General features: G+C 65.3%; 15 protein-coding genes. 8 read left to right on the top strand and 7 right to left on the bottom strand.

Annotation, left to right across the window (positions count from 1 at the left end; all coding sequences use genetic code 11):
• Window positions 1-150: 150 nt before the first annotated feature.
• Both psrA and phnX read left to right on the top strand, forming a co-directional pair.
• Window positions 151-1,236 (top strand): iron-containing alcohol dehydrogenase PsrA, encoded by a 1,086-nt coding sequence (psrA, locus tag IE116_RS24115; RefSeq protein ID WP_189616247.1) that lies wholly within the window; start codon window positions 151-153, stop codon window positions 1,234-1,236.
• A 128-nt stretch (window positions 1,237-1,364) separates the two neighbouring features.
• The gene (phnX, locus tag IE116_RS24110) at window positions 1,365-2,216 is read left to right on the top strand and encodes a phosphonoacetaldehyde hydrolase (protein WP_189616246.1); all 852 of its coding nucleotides are present in this window, start codon (window positions 1,365-1,367) and stop codon (window positions 2,214-2,216) included.
• Window positions 2,217-2,278: 62 nt separating this feature from the next.
• On the opposite strand, the gene murB is transcribed toward phnX, so the two are convergent.
• Entirely contained in the window at window positions 2,279-3,310 is a 1,032-nt protein-coding gene (gene murB, locus IE116_RS24105; protein ID WP_189616244.1) for a UDP-N-acetylmuramate dehydrogenase, read from the bottom strand.
• A 146-nt stretch (window positions 3,311-3,456) separates the two neighbouring features.
• Between murB and IE116_RS24100 the strand changes: the two genes are divergently transcribed.
• Window positions 3,457-3,942, top strand: coding sequence for a YajQ family cyclic di-GMP-binding protein (locus IE116_RS24100; protein ID WP_189616242.1), 486 nt, complete (start codon window positions 3,457-3,459; stop codon window positions 3,940-3,942).
• A gap of 178 nt (window positions 3,943-4,120) precedes the next feature.
• Here the strand turns inward: IE116_RS24100 and dxs are convergent, their stop codons facing one another.
• The 3 genes from dxs to IE116_RS24085 are packed head-to-tail and all read right to left on the bottom strand — an operon-like array spanning window position 4,121 to window position 7,175.
• A complete protein-coding gene (gene dxs, locus IE116_RS24095) occupies window positions 4,121-6,046 on the bottom strand; it encodes a 1-deoxy-D-xylulose-5-phosphate synthase (protein ID WP_189616241.1) in 1,926 nt (641 codons plus the stop codon).
• 17 nt (window positions 6,047-6,063) lie between these two features.
• The gene (locus tag IE116_RS24090; RefSeq protein WP_189616239.1) at window positions 6,064-6,957 is read right to left on the bottom strand and encodes a polyprenyl synthetase family protein; all 894 of its coding nucleotides are present in this window, start codon (window positions 6,955-6,957) and stop codon (window positions 6,064-6,066) included.
• A 5-nt stretch (window positions 6,958-6,962) separates the two neighbouring features.
• The gene (locus IE116_RS24085) at window positions 6,963-7,175 is read right to left on the bottom strand and encodes an exodeoxyribonuclease VII small subunit (protein ID WP_229828906.1); all 213 of its coding nucleotides are present in this window, start codon (window positions 7,173-7,175) and stop codon (window positions 6,963-6,965) included.
• A 425-nt stretch (window positions 7,176-7,600) separates the two neighbouring features.
• Between IE116_RS24085 and IE116_RS24080 the strand changes: the two genes are divergently transcribed.
• From IE116_RS24080 to IE116_RS24070, 3 genes are all read left to right on the top strand, one after another.
• Window positions 7,601-8,779 (top strand): aromatic ring-hydroxylating oxygenase subunit alpha, encoded by a 1,179-nt coding sequence (locus IE116_RS24080; RefSeq protein WP_189616237.1) that lies wholly within the window; start codon window positions 7,601-7,603, stop codon window positions 8,777-8,779.
• Between the two features lie 387 nt (window positions 8,780-9,166).
• Window positions 9,167-9,328, top strand: a complete 162-nt coding sequence (locus tag IE116_RS24075) for a DUF1328 domain-containing protein (RefSeq protein WP_179590317.1) — start codon at window positions 9,167-9,169, stop codon at window positions 9,326-9,328.
• Window positions 9,329-9,350: 22 nt separating this feature from the next.
• Window positions 9,351-9,665: a BON domain-containing protein gene (locus tag IE116_RS24070; protein WP_189616235.1), complete on the top strand. Its 315-nt coding sequence runs from the start codon at window positions 9,351-9,353 to the stop codon at window positions 9,663-9,665.
• A 107-nt stretch (window positions 9,666-9,772) separates the two neighbouring features.
• On the opposite strand, the gene IE116_RS24065 is transcribed toward IE116_RS24070, so the two are convergent.
• The 3 genes from IE116_RS24065 to htpX all read right to left on the bottom strand — a co-directional run bounded on the left by IE116_RS24065 (window position 9,773) and on the right by htpX (window position 12,948).
• Entirely contained in the window at window positions 9,773-10,528 is a 756-nt protein-coding gene (locus IE116_RS24065; RefSeq protein ID WP_189616234.1) for a dienelactone hydrolase family protein, read from the bottom strand.
• A gap of 9 nt (window positions 10,529-10,537) precedes the next feature.
• On the bottom strand, window positions 10,538-11,827 hold the full coding sequence (locus IE116_RS24060) for a class I SAM-dependent methyltransferase (protein ID WP_189616232.1): 1,290 nt from the start codon (window positions 11,825-11,827) through the stop codon (window positions 10,538-10,540).
• 236 nt (window positions 11,828-12,063) lie between these two features.
• Window positions 12,064-12,948: a protease HtpX gene (htpX, locus tag IE116_RS24055; protein ID WP_189616230.1), complete on the bottom strand. Its 885-nt coding sequence runs from the start codon at window positions 12,946-12,948 to the stop codon at window positions 12,064-12,066.
• Between the two features lie 206 nt (window positions 12,949-13,154).
• Here htpX and IE116_RS24050 point away from each other — a divergent pair, with 206 nt between their 5' ends.
• Window positions 13,155-14,009 carry a DMT family transporter gene (locus IE116_RS24050; protein WP_189616228.1) on the top strand — a complete coding sequence of 285 codons (855 nt, stop codon included), beginning with the start codon at window positions 13,155-13,157 and terminating at the stop codon, window positions 14,007-14,009.
• Between the two features lie 49 nt (window positions 14,010-14,058).
• Window positions 14,059-15,021, top strand: a complete 963-nt coding sequence (locus IE116_RS24045; RefSeq protein WP_189616226.1) for a sulfurtransferase — start codon at window positions 14,059-14,061, stop codon at window positions 15,019-15,021.
• Window positions 15,022-15,027: the final 6 nt, after the last annotated feature.

Here is a 15,027-nt window from a genome sequence, read left to right as displayed (position 1 = left end):
ACCAATCGGGCGGCCAGTACGGCGGCGGCACATGCCGCCACCCGCCGCCACCTTCGGCCACCTCGTTCCCCGCCTTCCCGGCGCCCCCCTTTTTTCCGATGCCTGCGGGTTCACACGAACCCTCGCAGCGGGTCTTTGCGAGCTCTTTCCATGTGGTCTTATCACAATCCTGTCGACGTGCATGCCGGTGCAGGCGCGCTCCAGGCGCTTCCCGATTTGCTCGGCCAACGCCGCGCCATCCTGATCGCCTTTCCTGAAGCCGTCGCCCTGGGCCTGGTCGACAGACTGCGCACCCTGCTGCAGGACCGGCTGGTCGCCGTCGAAACCGGCATCGCGCCCAATCCCGATGTCGCCTGGCTGGCGCCGATGTACGAGCGGCTGTGGCGCGATCACCCGGATGCGGAATGCGTCATCGCACTCGGTGGCGGCAGCGCCATCGATTGCGCCAAAGTCATGCTGACCCGCACGCAAGGCGGGCGCTTCGACGCGCTGCTGGCCGCCATGCAGGGCGGCGCCCTTCCCCCCAGCCAGGGTCACCGGCAGCTGATCGCCGTTCCGACCACCGCCGGCACTGGCAGCGAAGTCACGCCCTGGGCCACCGTGTGGGACCACGCCAGCGGCCGCAAGCTGTCGCTGCACCTGCCCTGGACCTGGCCCGAAGCCGCCGTCATCGACGCCACCCTGATGACGACCCTGCCCCGGGCCGCCACCGTGGCCAGCGGCCTGGACGCGCTGTCGCATGCGCTGGAGTCGATCTGGAACGTCAATCGCAATCCGGTATCCATGGCGCTGGCTGTGACCGCGGCGCGGCGCATCGTGCAGGTCCTGCCCGAACTGCTGGCGTCGCCCGGTCGGGTCGACCTGCGGGACCACCTGGCGACCGCTGCCCTGCAGGCCGGACTGGCCTTTTCGAACACCCGCACGGCGCTTGCGCATTCGCTGTCGTACGACATCACCCTGGAACATGGCGTGGCGCATGGCATTGCGTGTTCCTTCAGCCTGCCCCGCATCATGACCATGGCGCTCGGCCACGACGCCGATGTCGACCTGCATCTGTGCGCCATCTTCCACACGCATGACGGGCCCACCGCCATCGCCGGCCTGACCGCCTTCCTGGAAAGCGTCGGCGTCAGCACCGACCCGCAGCACTACGGCATCAGCGCCGGCGACTGGCATCACCGCATCGACGACGCGCTGCGCGGCCCGCGCGGCCGCAACTTCATCACGGCCGCCTGACCTGGGGCCAAGCTTCAAGCGCCCCTTGGCTTCCTGCCGATGCGCTTCATGGCCCTCGCCCCATGCGCCCGAGCTTCCCGCCCTTCCAATTCACGTCCTCATTCCTCCTTATTTGAAAGCCTCACGCCATGCCTCAATCCGCCCTGCTTCCTTCCCTGCCCCCTGGGCGCTTCGACGCCGTCATCTTCGACTGGGCGGGCACCCTGGTCGATGTCGGGTCGCTTGCGCCCACGCAGATCTTCGTCGAAGCCTTTGCCGCCTTCGGCATCATGGTCACGCTGGACCAGGCGCGCGGCCCCATGGGCCTGTCCAAACGCGACCATATCCGGACGCTGCTGCAGACACCTGCCATCGCCACGCAATGGCGGGCGCAGTGCGGCCGGGCTGCGACAGACGCTGATATCGACGCCATCTACCACCGCTTCATGCCCATGCAGATCGAGAAGGTGGGCGACTATTCCGCACCGATCCCGGGCGCCGTCGCCACCCTGGCGTGGCTGCGCGACCAGGGACTCAAGATCGGGTCGTGTTCGGGCTACCCACGCCAGGTGCTCGACGTATTGCTTCCGCTCGCCGCCGCGCAAGGCATTGCCCCCGACCACGCCGTGGCGGGCGATGACCTGCCTGCAGGCGGCCGCCCCGGTCCCTACATGGCATTGGCCAACGTGCTGGCCTTGGGCGTGGGCGACGTGCGCAAGTGCATCAAGGTCGACGACACCGCGCCGGGGATCGAAGAAGGACGCAACGCCGGCATGTGGTGCGTCGGCCTGGCCCTGTCAGGCAACGAAGCGGGGCTGACCCTGGAGGAACTGGACGCACTCTCGCCCGAAGCGCTCAGCGCTGTGCGTGAAAAGGCGGCGGCGCGGTTGTACGCCGCCGGCGCGCATCTGGTCGTGGACTCGATTGCCGATCTGCCGCGGGCAGTCATGTGCCTGGGCGCGCTCGATACGCCGTCACCTGTCGGGCACCGCGCGGCGTGAGCCGGGCGATCTACCGTAATTGCCGCCGCGCCCTGCCGGCACGCCTTGCCGGCCGGGCTTGCTTACTGCCCGCCGCCGACCACCACCGGCTCGGCTTCCAGCTGCACGCCATAGCGCAAGGCCACGTCCTTCCTGATCGCCTCGGCCAGCGCCAGGATATCGGCCGCTTGCGCCCCGCCCCGGTTCACCAGCACCAGGGCCTGGCGGGCATGGACACCGGCGCGGCCCAGGTCGCGCCCTTTCCATCCGCATTGATCGATCAGCCAGCCGGCGGCCAGTTTCCATTGCCCGTCGGGCTGGGCGTAGGCGACCAGCTCGGGAAAGAGCGCCTTGAGTTCCGCGTACTGACCGGCCGGTACGACCGGGTTCTTGAAGAAGCTGCCGGCGTTGCCAATCACGGCGGGATCAGGCAGCTTGTTGCGGCGGATTTCGCAGACGGCGTCGAAGATGGCGCGGGCGGTGGGCGTCGTGGCGGCCAGGCGGGGGTGACGCTGCAGGTCGGGATAGTCGATGACCGGCTGCCACGCAAGCGGCAGGCGAAAGCGCACGGCGCTGACGATCCAGCGGCCGGGTTCGGCCTTGAAGCGGCTGTCGCGATAGGCGAAGCCGCAGGCGGCCGCGTCCATGTCGACCCACTGCCGGGTCTGCAGGTCATAGGCGGTCAGGCTGTCGAAACGGTCCATCAGTTCGACGCCGTACGCGCCGATATTCTGGACCGGCGACGCACCCACGGTGCCCGGGATCAGCGCCAGGTTTTCCAGACCATCCCAGCCCTGGCCAGTGCAGAAGGTAACGAAGTCGTGCCAGTTTTCGCCAGCGGCAGCTTCGACGATCCGACTGCCGTCCTTGTCAACGAGACGGCGAATGCCGCGGGTGGCGATGTGCGCGACCAGGCCCGAGACCGTAGCTGGCAGCACGACGTTGCTGCCGCCGCCCAGCACGAACAGCGACGGGTAGGTGCCGGCCAGCGAGGCCAGGGCCGGCAGCTGCGCGGGGTCATCCAGACGTACGTAGGCGGCGGCGCGACTGGCAAGGCCGAAGGTGTTGAAGGCGGAAAGATTCTGCGGTGCGGGCGGGGGAAAGGACGAGGTCACGGGCGATTCTAGGGATGACGATCAAAGATACCGGGGCCGGGAAGCGCTGGCGCCGCGACCGTCCATCTTACTTGACTACAATTGCGGGTATCGCGGCGAATGCCGATTCGCGCCACGCCGCCAAGAAGAAGCCAAGGGAGCCAAAGATGCCTACATTCGATGTCGTTTGCAAACCCAACCAGGTCGAGCTGAAAAATGCCGTCGACCAGAGCATGAAGGAAATCGGCACGCGTTTCGATTTCAAGGGCTCGGCCGCCAAGGTGGAGCATGCGGACAAGGAAGTGACCCTGTATGCCGACAGCGATTTCCAGCTGGGCCAGGTGCTGGACGTGCTGCTGGGCAAGATGACCAAACGCAATGTGGACGTGCGTTTCCTGGACCACGGCAAGGTCGAGAAGATCGGCGGTGACAAGGTCAAGCAGGTCCTGACCGTCCGGGACGGCGTGCCGCAAGACGCCGCCAAAAAGATCGTGGCCCAGATCAAGGCCAGCAAGATCAAGGTGCAGGCCAGCATCCAGGGCGACACGGTCCGTATCCAGGGCGCCAAACGCGACGACCTGCAGACCGCGATCGCCTTGCTGAAGAAAGAAGTGACCGATCTGCCGCTGGGCTACGAAAACTTTCGCGACTGACCGGCGCGCCACGTTGACGAGCCAATCAACGACCCAATCAACGACCCATTCAACGACCAATACGCCGCCACCCTGACGGCCGCGACAAGACGGCCCGATAAAAAACGGCCCGGTATCGACGTGATACCGGGCCGTTGTGCATGGCGCGACCGAAACAAGCCAGCCGAACCACCACCCGTCAGGCGGCTGCCACCTTGGCCTGCGGGGCTGCAGCGGTAGCCGGCACGGCGAGCACCTTCGCGAACCGCGTACGGATCGACGCCTCGATCCCCTTCGCGTCCAGCCCCAGTCCGGCGAGCAAGGTGGCCTGGTCACCATGATCGACGAACTGATCGGGCAATCCCAATTGCAGCACCGGCATGGTCACCCCCGCCGCATTCAGCGCCTCGGTCACGGCGCTGCCTGCGCCGCCCATCAGGCAGCCTTCTTCGATGGTGACGATCGCCGCATGCCGGGCTGCCAGTTCCAGCACCAGATCGCGGTCCAGCGGCTTGACGAAACGCATGTCGACCACGGTGGCGTCGAGCGCGTCGGCGGCCGCCATGGCGGGCACCAGCAACGTGCCGAAGGCCAGGATGACGACGCCACGGTCCGCCGCCGCCGAGGACGACTCGCGGCGCACGACGCCCTTGCCGACCGGCACGGTGTCCAGCGTCCTGGCAGGCATCGCGCCCCGGCCCGCGCCGCGCGGATAGCGCACCGACGATGGGCCGATGTGTTCGTAACAGGTGGACAGCAGCAGGCGGCACTCCGCTTCGTCGGACGGCGTGGCGATCACCATGTTCGGGATGCAGCGCAGGAAGGCAATGTCGTAATTGCCGGCGTGGGTTGCCCCGTCGGCGCCGACCAGACCGGCACGGTCGAGCGCGAACGTGACATCCAGGTTCTGCAGCGCGACGTCGTGCACCAGCTGGTCGTAACCGCGCTGCAGGAAGGTCGAATAGATCGCAACCACGGGCTTTTGCCCTTCGCAGGCGATCCCGGCCGCGAACGTGACGGCATGCTGTTCCGCGATGCCGACGTCGAAGTACCGGTTCGGAAAGCGCTGTTCGAACTCGACCATGCCGCTGCCTTCGCGCATGGCAGGCGTGATGCCGACCAGGCGGATGTCGGCCGCGGCGGTATCGCACAGCCAGTCGCCAAATACCTGGGTAAAGGTCTGCTTGGGCGGCGTGCCGGGCTTGCGGATGCCGACAGCCGGGTCGAACTTGCCAGGGCCGTGATACAGCACCGGATCCGCTTCGGCCAGCTTGTAGCCCTGCCCCTTGCGCGTCACCACGTGCAAAAAGCGCGGGCCGGTCAGCTTGCGCATGTTCTGCAGCGTCGGCACCAGCGATTCCAGGTCGTGCCCGTCGATCGGGCCGACATAGTTGAAGCCCAGTTCTTCGAACAGCGTGGCCGGCGTGACCATGCCCTTGGCATGCTCTTCCAGGCGGCGCGCCAGTTCAAGCACCGGCGGCACGTGCGCCAGCACGGCCTTGCTGACATTCTTGGCAGCCGCGTAGAAGCGCCCCGACATCAGACGCGCCAGGTAGCGGTTCAGCGCCCCGACCGGCGGCGAGATCGACATATCGTTGTCGTTCAGGATCACCAGCAGGTTGATGTCGGACGTGACGCCGCCGTTGTTCAGCGCTTCGAAGGCCATGCCGGCCGACATCGATCCGTCGCCGATCACGGCAATGTGCTGCCGGTCCATGCCTGCATTGCGTGACGCGACTGCCATGCCGAGCGCCGCCGAGATCGAGGTCGACGAATGGGCCGTGCCGAACGCGTCGTACTCGGATTCCGTCCGCTTCGGAAAGCCTGAAATGCCGCCCGCCTGCCGCAGCGTGGCCATACTGTCACGGCGGCCGGTCAGGATCTTGTGCGGATAGGTCTGGTGACCCACGTCCCACACGATGCGGTCATGAGGCGTGTCGAAAACATAATGCAGGGCAATCGTCAGTTCGACCGTGCCGAGATTGGACGACAGGTGGCCGCCCGTGCGCGACACCGACTCGAGGACGAAGGCACGCAGCTCGTCGGCCACTTGCGTCAGGTCACGGCGGTCGAGCGCGCGAAGGTCGGCGGGCGACTGGATACGATTGAGCAGATCTGTGGACATGGTTGGCGATGTCTCCGTTATCGGTCGCGCAGCACGATGAAGTCAGCCAGCTCCGCGAGGCGCTGGGCCGCTCCATTGAAGGGTGCCAAAGCGGCATGCGCCTGCTGCCGAAGGCTTTCGGCCAGGCTGCGGGCCTCGTCCAGCCCAAGGTGCGACACGTAGGTAGGCTTGTCGGCGGCGGCATCCTTGCCGGCCGTCTTGCCAAGCTGGCCTGAATCGGCGGTCACATCCAGGATGTCATCGACGACCTGGAAGGCCAGGCCGACGGCGTGCGTATAGGCGTCGAGCGCCCGGCGCTGTTCCGACGTGGCAGCCGTGACGATGCCGCCCAGGGCGGCGCTTGCGCGCAGCAAGGCACCCGTTTTCAGGCGGTGCATGCCTTCGAGTTCGGCCAGCGAGAGCTGCTGCCCGACGTTCATGAGATCGATCGCCTGGCCCCCCGCCATGCCCGCGCTGCCGGACGCCTGCGACAGGACCTGTATGGCCTGCACCGTCAGGGCCGGCGCAAGCGGCAGTTGGGACAGCACATCGAACGCCAGCGTCTGCAGGGCGTCGCCGACCAGCAGCGCGCAGGCTTCGTCGTACTGGACATGCACCGTCGGACGGCCGCGCCGCAGCGCGTCGTCGTCCATGCAGGGCATGTCGTCGTGGACCAGGGAATACACGTGGATGAATTCGACCGCGGCCGCTGCGCCGTCGAGCGCCATGTCGGCTGCAGGGGTGGCGCCGCAGGCTTCGCCCGCCGCGTACACCAGCATGGGCCGCACGCGCTTGCCGCCGCCCAGCGCCGCATACCGCATGGCTTCATGCAAGCGGGTCGGGGCCAGTTCAGCCGGTGGCAGCACCCGCGCCAGGGCCATCTCGACCCGTTCGCCGCAGGTGCCCATCCACGTCTGGAAATCCGCCTTCATCGTGCTCAATCCTCGCTGTCTTCGATTGGACGAAGCAGTTCGCCTTCCAGGACCTTGACCTGGTTTTCGGCGCGCGCCAAGCGCTCCTGGCACACTCGCACCAGGTCCACGCCGCGCTTGTACGACAGCAGCGACGCTTCAAGCGGCAGGGAGCCGTCTTCCATGCGCGCGACCAGTCCTTCGAGCTCGGCCAGCGCCGTCTCGAAATCCTGCGGCAGCGCAGGCGCGGCGGCAGCGGCCTTGCGCGCGGCGGCCTTTGCGGCGGGCTTTGCAGCGTCCTTGCCCGGCGCAGCGTCCTTCGTTTCGCCCGCGGCAGCGCCCGAATCCATCGGCACGGCGTCCCCTGCGAGGGGGTCCAAACTTTCGGCCATTAAGCCTCCTGCAAACTCATGGAGAGTCGAACCCGCAATTGTAATTGATCGGGTCCGCTCAGGCGTGTGAGCAGATGCGTCCACGTGCGCCCTTGAAAAAGCCGGCTGCCGGACTTATAGACAAGGACTGGGTACAATACCAAGCTTGATCGGCCAGATCATTTTCTTCGCGCCGGTACAACACACACGGGAATACCACCATGCCTCCCCAGGTTGCGTAAGGGGGGGATCCCTTGTTGAGGCCGGCTCTACCACTCACGCGGAGGGAAGTCATGACCGATATCGGTCGCGTGGAACACGTGGCAGCGAGCCGAGCGCAGCTTCCTGTCAGTGCCTATTTTGATGACGCGCGCTTCAAGCGCGAAATGCAGTCCATTTTCAACCGGTCGCCCAACTACGTCGGGCATCGGAACAATCTCCCGGAAGTCGGTGATTACCGGACCCTCTCTCAGGAAAACGATGGCCGCGTGCTGGTGCGCAACCAGCACGGTGTCGAACTCGTCTCCAATGTCTGCCGTCACCGGCAGGCGGTCATGCTGGGCAAGGGATCCGTGGGCAGCGAGGGCGCCCGGCGGTATGCCGACGCGCCCAGTACCGGCAATCTGGGCGTCACCGGCAATATTGTCTGCCCGCTGCATCGCTGGACGTACAACGGGCAAGGCAAGCTGATCGGCGCGCCGCTGTTCGGCGAAAACCCGTGCCTGAACCTGGAACGGTTCGCGCTGCAGGACTGGAACGGGTCCTTGTTCGAGGCCCCGCGCCTGGGTGACCGGCACGCGGGTCGCGAACTATCCGCCTTGCTTGGCCGCCCGGAATTCGACCTGTCCGACTATGTGCTCGACCGGGTGGAAACGCACGTCTGCCACTACAACTGGAAGACCTTCATCGAGGTCTACCTTGAGGACTATCACGTCGGCCCCTTCCATCCCGGACTCGGCCGCTTCGTGACGTGCGATGACCTGAGCTGGGAATTCAACGACTTCTACAGTTTGCAGAAGGTCGGGGTGCACCAGGACCTCGAACACCCCGGCTCGACGGTCTATCAGCGCTGGCACGACAAGGTGCTGGAATACCGCAATGGCGAGCCGCCTGACTTCGGCGCCATCTGGGTCACGCATTTCCCGACCCACATGATCGAGCTGTACCCGCACACGCTCGTGCTGTCGACGCTGTATCCCAAGGGCCCGCAAGAGACCGTGAACATCGTCGAGTTCTATTACCCCGAAGACATCGTCCACTTCGAGCGCGAGTTCGTCGAGGCCCAGCAGGCTGCCTATATGGAAACGGCCGTGGAAGACGACGAGATCGCCGAGCGCATGGATGCAGGCCGCCGCATCCTGCTCGAACGCGGCACGAACGAGGTCGGTCCGTATCAATCGCCCATGGAAGACGGCATGCAGCATTTCCATGAGTGGTATCGCTCTGCCATGAACGAACCGGAAAATCTCTAGCAGATCAGTAACTTTCCTGACCAACCGTCGCAAAGGCGTCCGAAACAACGGACGCCTTTTTTTCTGGTTTACGCAGGTATATCGAACCGGTGTCAGGTCGTAACGTCGCCCGGGCGCGGCTTTTGCGACGGTTTAATGGAATCCGGGCGATAGGCCATTACAAATCCACACACAGCCGCCTTGCCAAAACCCGGGCCGCAGCGTAACTTTTACACATCGCTTCAGGGTTTGATAATTTTTCAAAAGCCGCATGGCAGTTGAAGATCACCGACCTGGAAGCGGGTCGTTCTGTACGAAACCTTGGCGCAGCCATGTAATTGGGGAAGTACCAGAATCAAGCGGGTTCAGTATCCGCCCTGGTCCGGTATGAGTAAGGTGGGAGGGAACATGCTGCATTATGCTGTCGTCTTCTTCATTATCGCGATAATCGCGGCAGTCCTGGGCTTTGGCGGTATCGCTGCCGGCGCCGCCTCCATCGCCAAGATTCTGTTCTTTATATTCATCGTCCTCGCAGTATTGTCGCTGCTCGGCGGCGTATTTCGAAAATAAGCATTACCAAGGAGAATCAACCATGAACTTCCGTACCCTTTTGATCGCTGGCATTATCGGTACTTCGACTGTGATGGCCGGTTGCGCACAGACCCGCACGCAGCAATCCGCTGGCGAATACTCGGCTGACGCCGCCATCACCGCAAAAGTGAAGGCCAAGCTGCTGGAAACGAAGGACATCCGCTCCGTTGACATCAACGTCGAGACGTTCCGCAAGACGGTCCAACTGTCGGGCTTCGTGGATTCCAGCGAGCAGATCGCTCGTGCCGTCGCGGTCACCCGCTCGGTTGAAGGCGTGGAAAGCGTCAAGAACGACCTGCGCGTCAAGGGCCGTTAATCGGCACCTGACTCTGGCAGTGGCACGCCGTGCCGCTGCTGGCGCTCGGTAGTTTGCAGAACGGCCCCGTCGGTCCTCCGACGGGGCCGTTTTTCATTCCGGCTTCATCATGATGGCTTGAGTGTTCGATCGAACAACGCTATCAGCGCTGTCCATCCGCGTTCTGCGCAGTTTGCGTCATATACCGGAAAGTCCGGGACCATCCAGCCGTGCGATGCGCCTGCATATTCTTCAGCCGTATAGGTCACGCCAGCCTCATTCAACGCAGCTTCGAATCGCGCCGCCATGGCCGGGGGATAGAACTCGTCCCGTTCGGCGCTGGCAATATAAACGTCGCCCTGTATGGCGCCCACGCGCAGGTGCGGGCTGGCGGGGTCATCGGACGCAAGATTGCCACCGTGAAAGCTCGCCACCGCACCGAAACGGTCCGGCCATGCTGCCGCGGCGGACAGGGCCATGCCACCGCACATACAAAAGCCCACCGCCCCGACCTTGCCCTTGCGCACGTCCTCTCGCGCATCCAGCCACGCCAGAAACGCCTCGGTGTCGCCGGCCGCCTTGTCGTTGCCGGTGGTGCTCATCAGCGGCCCGAGAACGGCGCCGACGTCACCTGCAAACACTTCCTTGGGCACCAGGGGTGTGTAGGGCCCGACGCGGTAGTACACGTCGGGCACCAGCACCAGATAGCCCGCGGCGGCCACCGTGTCGGCCATCTCGACCATGGCCGGCCGAAGGCCACCTGCATCGCCGTAGAAAATAACCGCAGGCCAAGGCGCAGCGGCTGCGGAGCCCTCAGCGGGACTGACTACATACGCCGGGCAGGCGCCGTCAGGCGCGTTCACTACGATACGTTCGGCAGGCATGCGGCCTCCTCAGACCAGGGCGTCGGCTTTCAACAGGGTTTCCAGGCACTGCGCCTTGATACCGTAGAAGCGCTTGATCTCGTCGATCTGCGCCAGCACCGGTTCGGGCGGCTTGGGCGTGGCGCGTTTGACGGCCAGGATCATCTTGTTCTTGTTGGTATGTTCCAGCGAAATGAACTCGAACACCTGCGTGTCGTAGCCTGCGGCATCCAGCAGCAGCGCCCGGATGCCATCCGTGAGCATTTCGGCTTCCTGACCCAGGTGGACGCCATGCTGCAGGATGGGCCGCAGCGGATGCGGACTGAGCAATTGCGGCCGCACTTCCTTGTGGCAGCACGGGGAACACATGATGACCGACGCGCCTGCGCGTATGCCCATGTGGATCGCGTAGTCGGTCGCGATATCGCAGGCATGCAGCGCGATCATGACGTCGAGCGGCTGTGGCGCATAGCTGCGCACGTCGCCAGCGTCAAAGTTCAGACCTTGCAGCCCCAGGCGTTCGATCGCGCCATTGCACAGGTCGACGAGTTCCTGACGCAGTTCGACCCCGGTCACCTGCGTCGGTCTGCCCAGCACGCCTTGCAGGTAGTCATGGATGGCGAAGGTCAGATAGCCCTTGCCCGAGCCAAAATCGGCAACGCGGATCGGGCCGGATCCCTCGCGGGAAGCCGCCGCGGGCGACGCCGACAAGGCTGCCGCGAACACTTCGATGAACTTGTTGATCTGCTTCCATTTGCGCGACATGGCCGGCACGAGCTTATGGTCGCGATCGGTCACGCCCAGCTCGACCAGGAAAGGCCGGTCCAGGTCCAGGTAGCGGTGCTTTTCGCGGTTGTGGCCGGTGGTGGACGGCTCCGTGTTTTCCCCTTCTGCCGCGCCTGCACCTGTCTGCTGCGCCTTACCGACCCGCAAGGTGGCCTTCCCTTTCTTGCTGAAGGCCAGCTGGATATCCTGCGTGCGGGTGGTCAGTTGCGCGTTGCGAAAGTCGCTGCCCAGCAGGGCGCGCAGCGTCTGCAGCCCCTCTTCGACCGGAAAGTTCTTGGTGATGTCCTTCGTCGCGTGCCGGTACAGCAGCGACAGCATGGGCAGGTCCTTCAACACGACCGCGCGCGCCTGCACCCGTTTCAGGTCGCCGTCCCCCCGGTACCCGGCCAGCACCAAGGTCACCACGGTGCCGTCCGCCAGCGCCTGCCGGGCCAGCGCCAGGAAGTCGTCCACGGGCTGGCGGTTCGCATCGTCGCGGGCTTCGCTGGCATCGCGGGCTTCGGTACGGGAAGGTGTCGGGGATGTGGCGGTCATGCTGGGCAACCTGAGGGGGACGGTGGTGCGGAACCGGGGGCAATGGCACGGGACCGCGGCAAGGAACAAGGGTGAGAGGAACAAGGGCGAGGAACAACGGCGAGGACCAACGGCGAAGCATACCGGCGGATCCCGAAGCGCCCAGGTGATCAAGGCGCCCTGAAAACGATCAGGCCCCGACACGCGGGGCCTGGCAGTGCAACGCCCGGGCATGCCTGCCCGGGCGAAGTAACCGATCAGCGAGGCTGTCCGCCCGCCATAAGGGCGCGGATGCGATCCTCGATCGGCGGATGCGAGGCGAATATAGCCGAGATCGCGCCGCCGCTCGAGATACCCGACGCCTGGAAGTTCTTGGGCAATTCGCCAGGAGCCATGTTCCCGAGGCGGGCCAGGGCCCGGATCATCGGTTCACGCGATCCCAGCAGGTGGGCCGAGCCGGCATCGGCACGGAACTCACGCTGGCGCGAGAACCAGGCCACGATGATCGACGCCACGATGCCGAAGGCCAGTTCACAGACGATCACCGTCGCAAAGTAGCCGATGCCACCCCCACGCTCGTTCTTGAGCAGCACGCGGTCGACGAAGTAACCGACCACCCGCGCCAGGAACACGACGAAAGTGTTCACGACGCCCTGGATCAGGGTCAGCGTGACCATGTCGCCGTTGGCAATGTGCGCGACTTCGTGCGCCAGCACGGCGGACACTTCTTCTTCGGTCATGCCGCGCAGCAGCCCGGTCGACACGGCCACCAGCGCCTCGTTCTTGAACGCGCCTGTTGCAAAGGCATTGGGTTCGCCTTCATAGATGGCAACGGTCGGCCGGCCGATACCGGCCCGGTCAGCCAGCTGGTTGACGGTGTCGAGCAGCCAGATCTCTTCGCGATTCACCGGCGCGTTCGGATCCAGCACCCGGGCGCCCGTGCTCCAGAGCGCCATCTTCTTGCTCAGAAGCAGCGAGATGATGGCGCCGGTGAAACCGACCACCAGCGAGAAAATGGCCAGCGACTGGATATTCAGGCCGTTGGCGTCCATGAAGCGGCCGACACCCAGAATACTCAGGGTCGCCGTCAGCACGAGCATGACGGCGATGTTGGTCATGATGAAAAGCACAATGCGTTTCATGAGGGGTAAATTCTCCGAGAACCTTCGATCAATCGGGCCAGCGCCCCGCAGCGCCCGCCCGTCACAGACGTATATGGTAACGGTCGCGCAAGGTTCAAGAGCCGGAGCCCGGACATAAGCATCCTGGGGTTCCCCCGTAGATACCCTCGTACAGGGCTACAATCGTCACACGCCTCCGCTCCACGCCTTTTTTTCCGCCTACGCCAATGCAAGCACTCTGGATGTTGTTCGCCTCCCTGATGTTCGCGATCATGTCCATGTTCGTCAAACTGGTGTCGACCGAAGTTCCGCTTTCGCAGATCATTCTGTTTCGCGGCGTTCCTACCGCCGTCGGCATCCTGGGCTGGGCGCTGTGGGCAGGCAAGCCCATCATTCCGACCACCTGGCGGTCCCACGTCATGCGCAACATCGCGGGCGTGGCGTCGATCTGCCTCTCGTTCTACGCCATGTCGCGGCTGCCCCTGGCCACCGCCATCACGCTCAATTACACCTCCCCCCTGTTCATCGCGGCCTGGATGATGTTCCAGGGCAGTTTGCGCGAAGACCGCCTGCGGCTGTTCGCGGTGGCGCTGGGCTTCGTGGGCGTGATCGCCATCCTGCGGCCCGACGTCGACAACGCCCAGTGGCTGGCTTCGCTGCTCGGCCTGCTGGCCGGCGGCGCCACCGCGCTGGCCGTCATGCAGGTGCGCAGCCTGGGCCGCGCGGGGGAAGCCGAATGGCGCATCGTGCTGTTCTTCTCGCTCAGCACCGTGCTGACCGGCGGGGCGGCCACCGCGGCCACCGGCTGGGTGGCGCCAACCTGGGGCGGCTGGGCGCTGCTGCTGGGCGTGGGGTTGAGCGGCCTGTTTGGCCAGTTCGCCATGACGCGGGCATTCAGCCAGGGGTCCGCCGCGCTGTCGGCCGTCCTGCAGTACGCCACGATTCCGTTTTCGGTGCTGCTGGGCTTTTTGTTCTGGCACGATTCGCCCGATGGCTTCGCGTGGTTAGGCATTGTCCTGATCGCCGCGGCGGGGCTGGTGTCGACCTGGCGTACGATGGCAGTGTCGGCCGCGTCCAGATAGGCACGCATCGACGCGCCCGGCTCTCACCTCCTCCCGCCAAGGAAGCGTCATGTTCACCACCCTGATTTCCGCCAAGGAACTGGCCGCCCATCTGGGCCAGCCGAACTGGCTCGTCATCGACAGCCGCCACGACCTCATGAACCCGGCCCACGGACGCGACGCGCACGCGCGCTCGCGTATCCCCGGCGCCCGCTTCGTCGACCTGGACACCCAGCTGGCCGGCCGGCATACCGGCCAGAACGGGCGGCATCCTCTTCCCGATCCCGATACGTTCCGCAAACTGGTCGCGCAGCTGGGCATCAGCCCCGATACCCAGGTGATCGTGCACGATGACCACACCGGGCAATCCGCGGGCCGCTTCTGGTGGATGCTGCGCTGGCTGGGTCATGCCGGCGTGGCGGTGCTCGATGGTGGCTTCAAAGGGTGGGAGGCAGGCGGCTTCCCGGTCGACAGCGGTCCTGTGAACGATGACGCGATCGCCCACGCCGACAGCGCAGTCCAGCAGCAACAGCAGATGACGGCCGGCCCTGCCATGCCGGGCAGCGCGGGCACGACCGCGGAGCAAGCTGGCGCGCAATCCCTGATGTCGTCTGCCCCTGCACAGCCGCCCCTGGGCCCCACCGTCAGCACGCAAGACATGCTGGCCAATCTGCGCACCCGCGCTGCCACGGTCGTGGATGCGCGTGCGGGCGCTCGCTACCGCGGCGAGACGGAGCCGCTGGACCCGGTGGCGGGCCACATTCCGGGCGCCTTGAATCGGCCCTTCCAGGAAAACCTGCAGCCCGACGGCACGTTCAAGCCGGCCGCCGTCCTGCAACAGGAATTCGCGGCCCTGCTAGGCCAAGTGCCGGCAGACCAGGTGATCCATCAATGCGGGTCGGGCGTCTCGGCTTGCCACAACATCCTCGCCATGGAACACGCCGGGCTGAACGGGTCTGCGCTCTATCCCGGATCGTGGAGCGAGTGGTGCGCCGACCCCGGCCGGCCGGTGGCGATCGGCGCAACGCCCTGACACGGC

Origin of the sequence: Pigmentiphaga litoralis (assembly GCF_014651835.1) — a bacterium.
GTDB lineage: Bacteria > Pseudomonadota > Gammaproteobacteria > Burkholderiales > Burkholderiaceae_B > Pigmentiphaga > Pigmentiphaga litoralis.
This window is presented reverse-complemented; position numbering and strand designations above follow the sequence as displayed.

Excerpts from the sequence above, each read along its gene's own strand:
- psrA (WP_189616247.1), top strand. The coding sequence starts at position 151 with ATGTGGTCTTATCACAATCCTGTCGACGTGCATGCCGGTGCAGGCGCG.
- phnX (WP_189616246.1), top strand. The coding sequence starts at position 1,365 with ATGCCTCAATCCGCCCTGCTTCCTTCCCTGCCCCCTGGGCGCTTCGAC.
- IE116_RS24100 (WP_189616242.1), top strand. The coding sequence starts at position 3,457 with ATGCCTACATTCGATGTCGTTTGCAAACCCAACCAGGTCGAGCTGAAA.
- dxs (WP_189616241.1), bottom strand. The coding sequence starts at position 6,046 with ATGTCCACAGATCTGCTCAATCGTATCCAGTCGCCCGCCGACCTTCGC.
- IE116_RS24090 (WP_189616239.1), bottom strand. The coding sequence starts at position 6,957 with ATGAAGGCGGATTTCCAGACGTGGATGGGCACCTGCGGCGAACGGGTC.
- IE116_RS24080 (WP_189616237.1), top strand. The coding sequence starts at position 7,601 with ATGACCGATATCGGTCGCGTGGAACACGTGGCAGCGAGCCGAGCGCAG.
- IE116_RS24075 (WP_179590317.1), top strand. The coding sequence starts at position 9,167 with ATGCTGCATTATGCTGTCGTCTTCTTCATTATCGCGATAATCGCGGCA.
- IE116_RS24070 (WP_189616235.1), top strand. The coding sequence starts at position 9,351 with ATGAACTTCCGTACCCTTTTGATCGCTGGCATTATCGGTACTTCGACT.
- IE116_RS24065 (WP_189616234.1), bottom strand. The coding sequence starts at position 10,528 with ATGCCTGCCGAACGTATCGTAGTGAACGCGCCTGACGGCGCCTGCCCG.
- IE116_RS24060 (WP_189616232.1), bottom strand. The coding sequence starts at position 11,827 with ATGACCGCCACATCCCCGACACCTTCCCGTACCGAAGCCCGCGATGCC.
- htpX (WP_189616230.1), bottom strand. The coding sequence starts at position 12,948 with ATGAAACGCATTGTGCTTTTCATCATGACCAACATCGCCGTCATGCTC.
- IE116_RS24050 (WP_189616228.1), top strand. The coding sequence starts at position 13,155 with ATGCAAGCACTCTGGATGTTGTTCGCCTCCCTGATGTTCGCGATCATG.
- IE116_RS24045 (WP_189616226.1), top strand. The coding sequence starts at position 14,059 with ATGTTCACCACCCTGATTTCCGCCAAGGAACTGGCCGCCCATCTGGGC.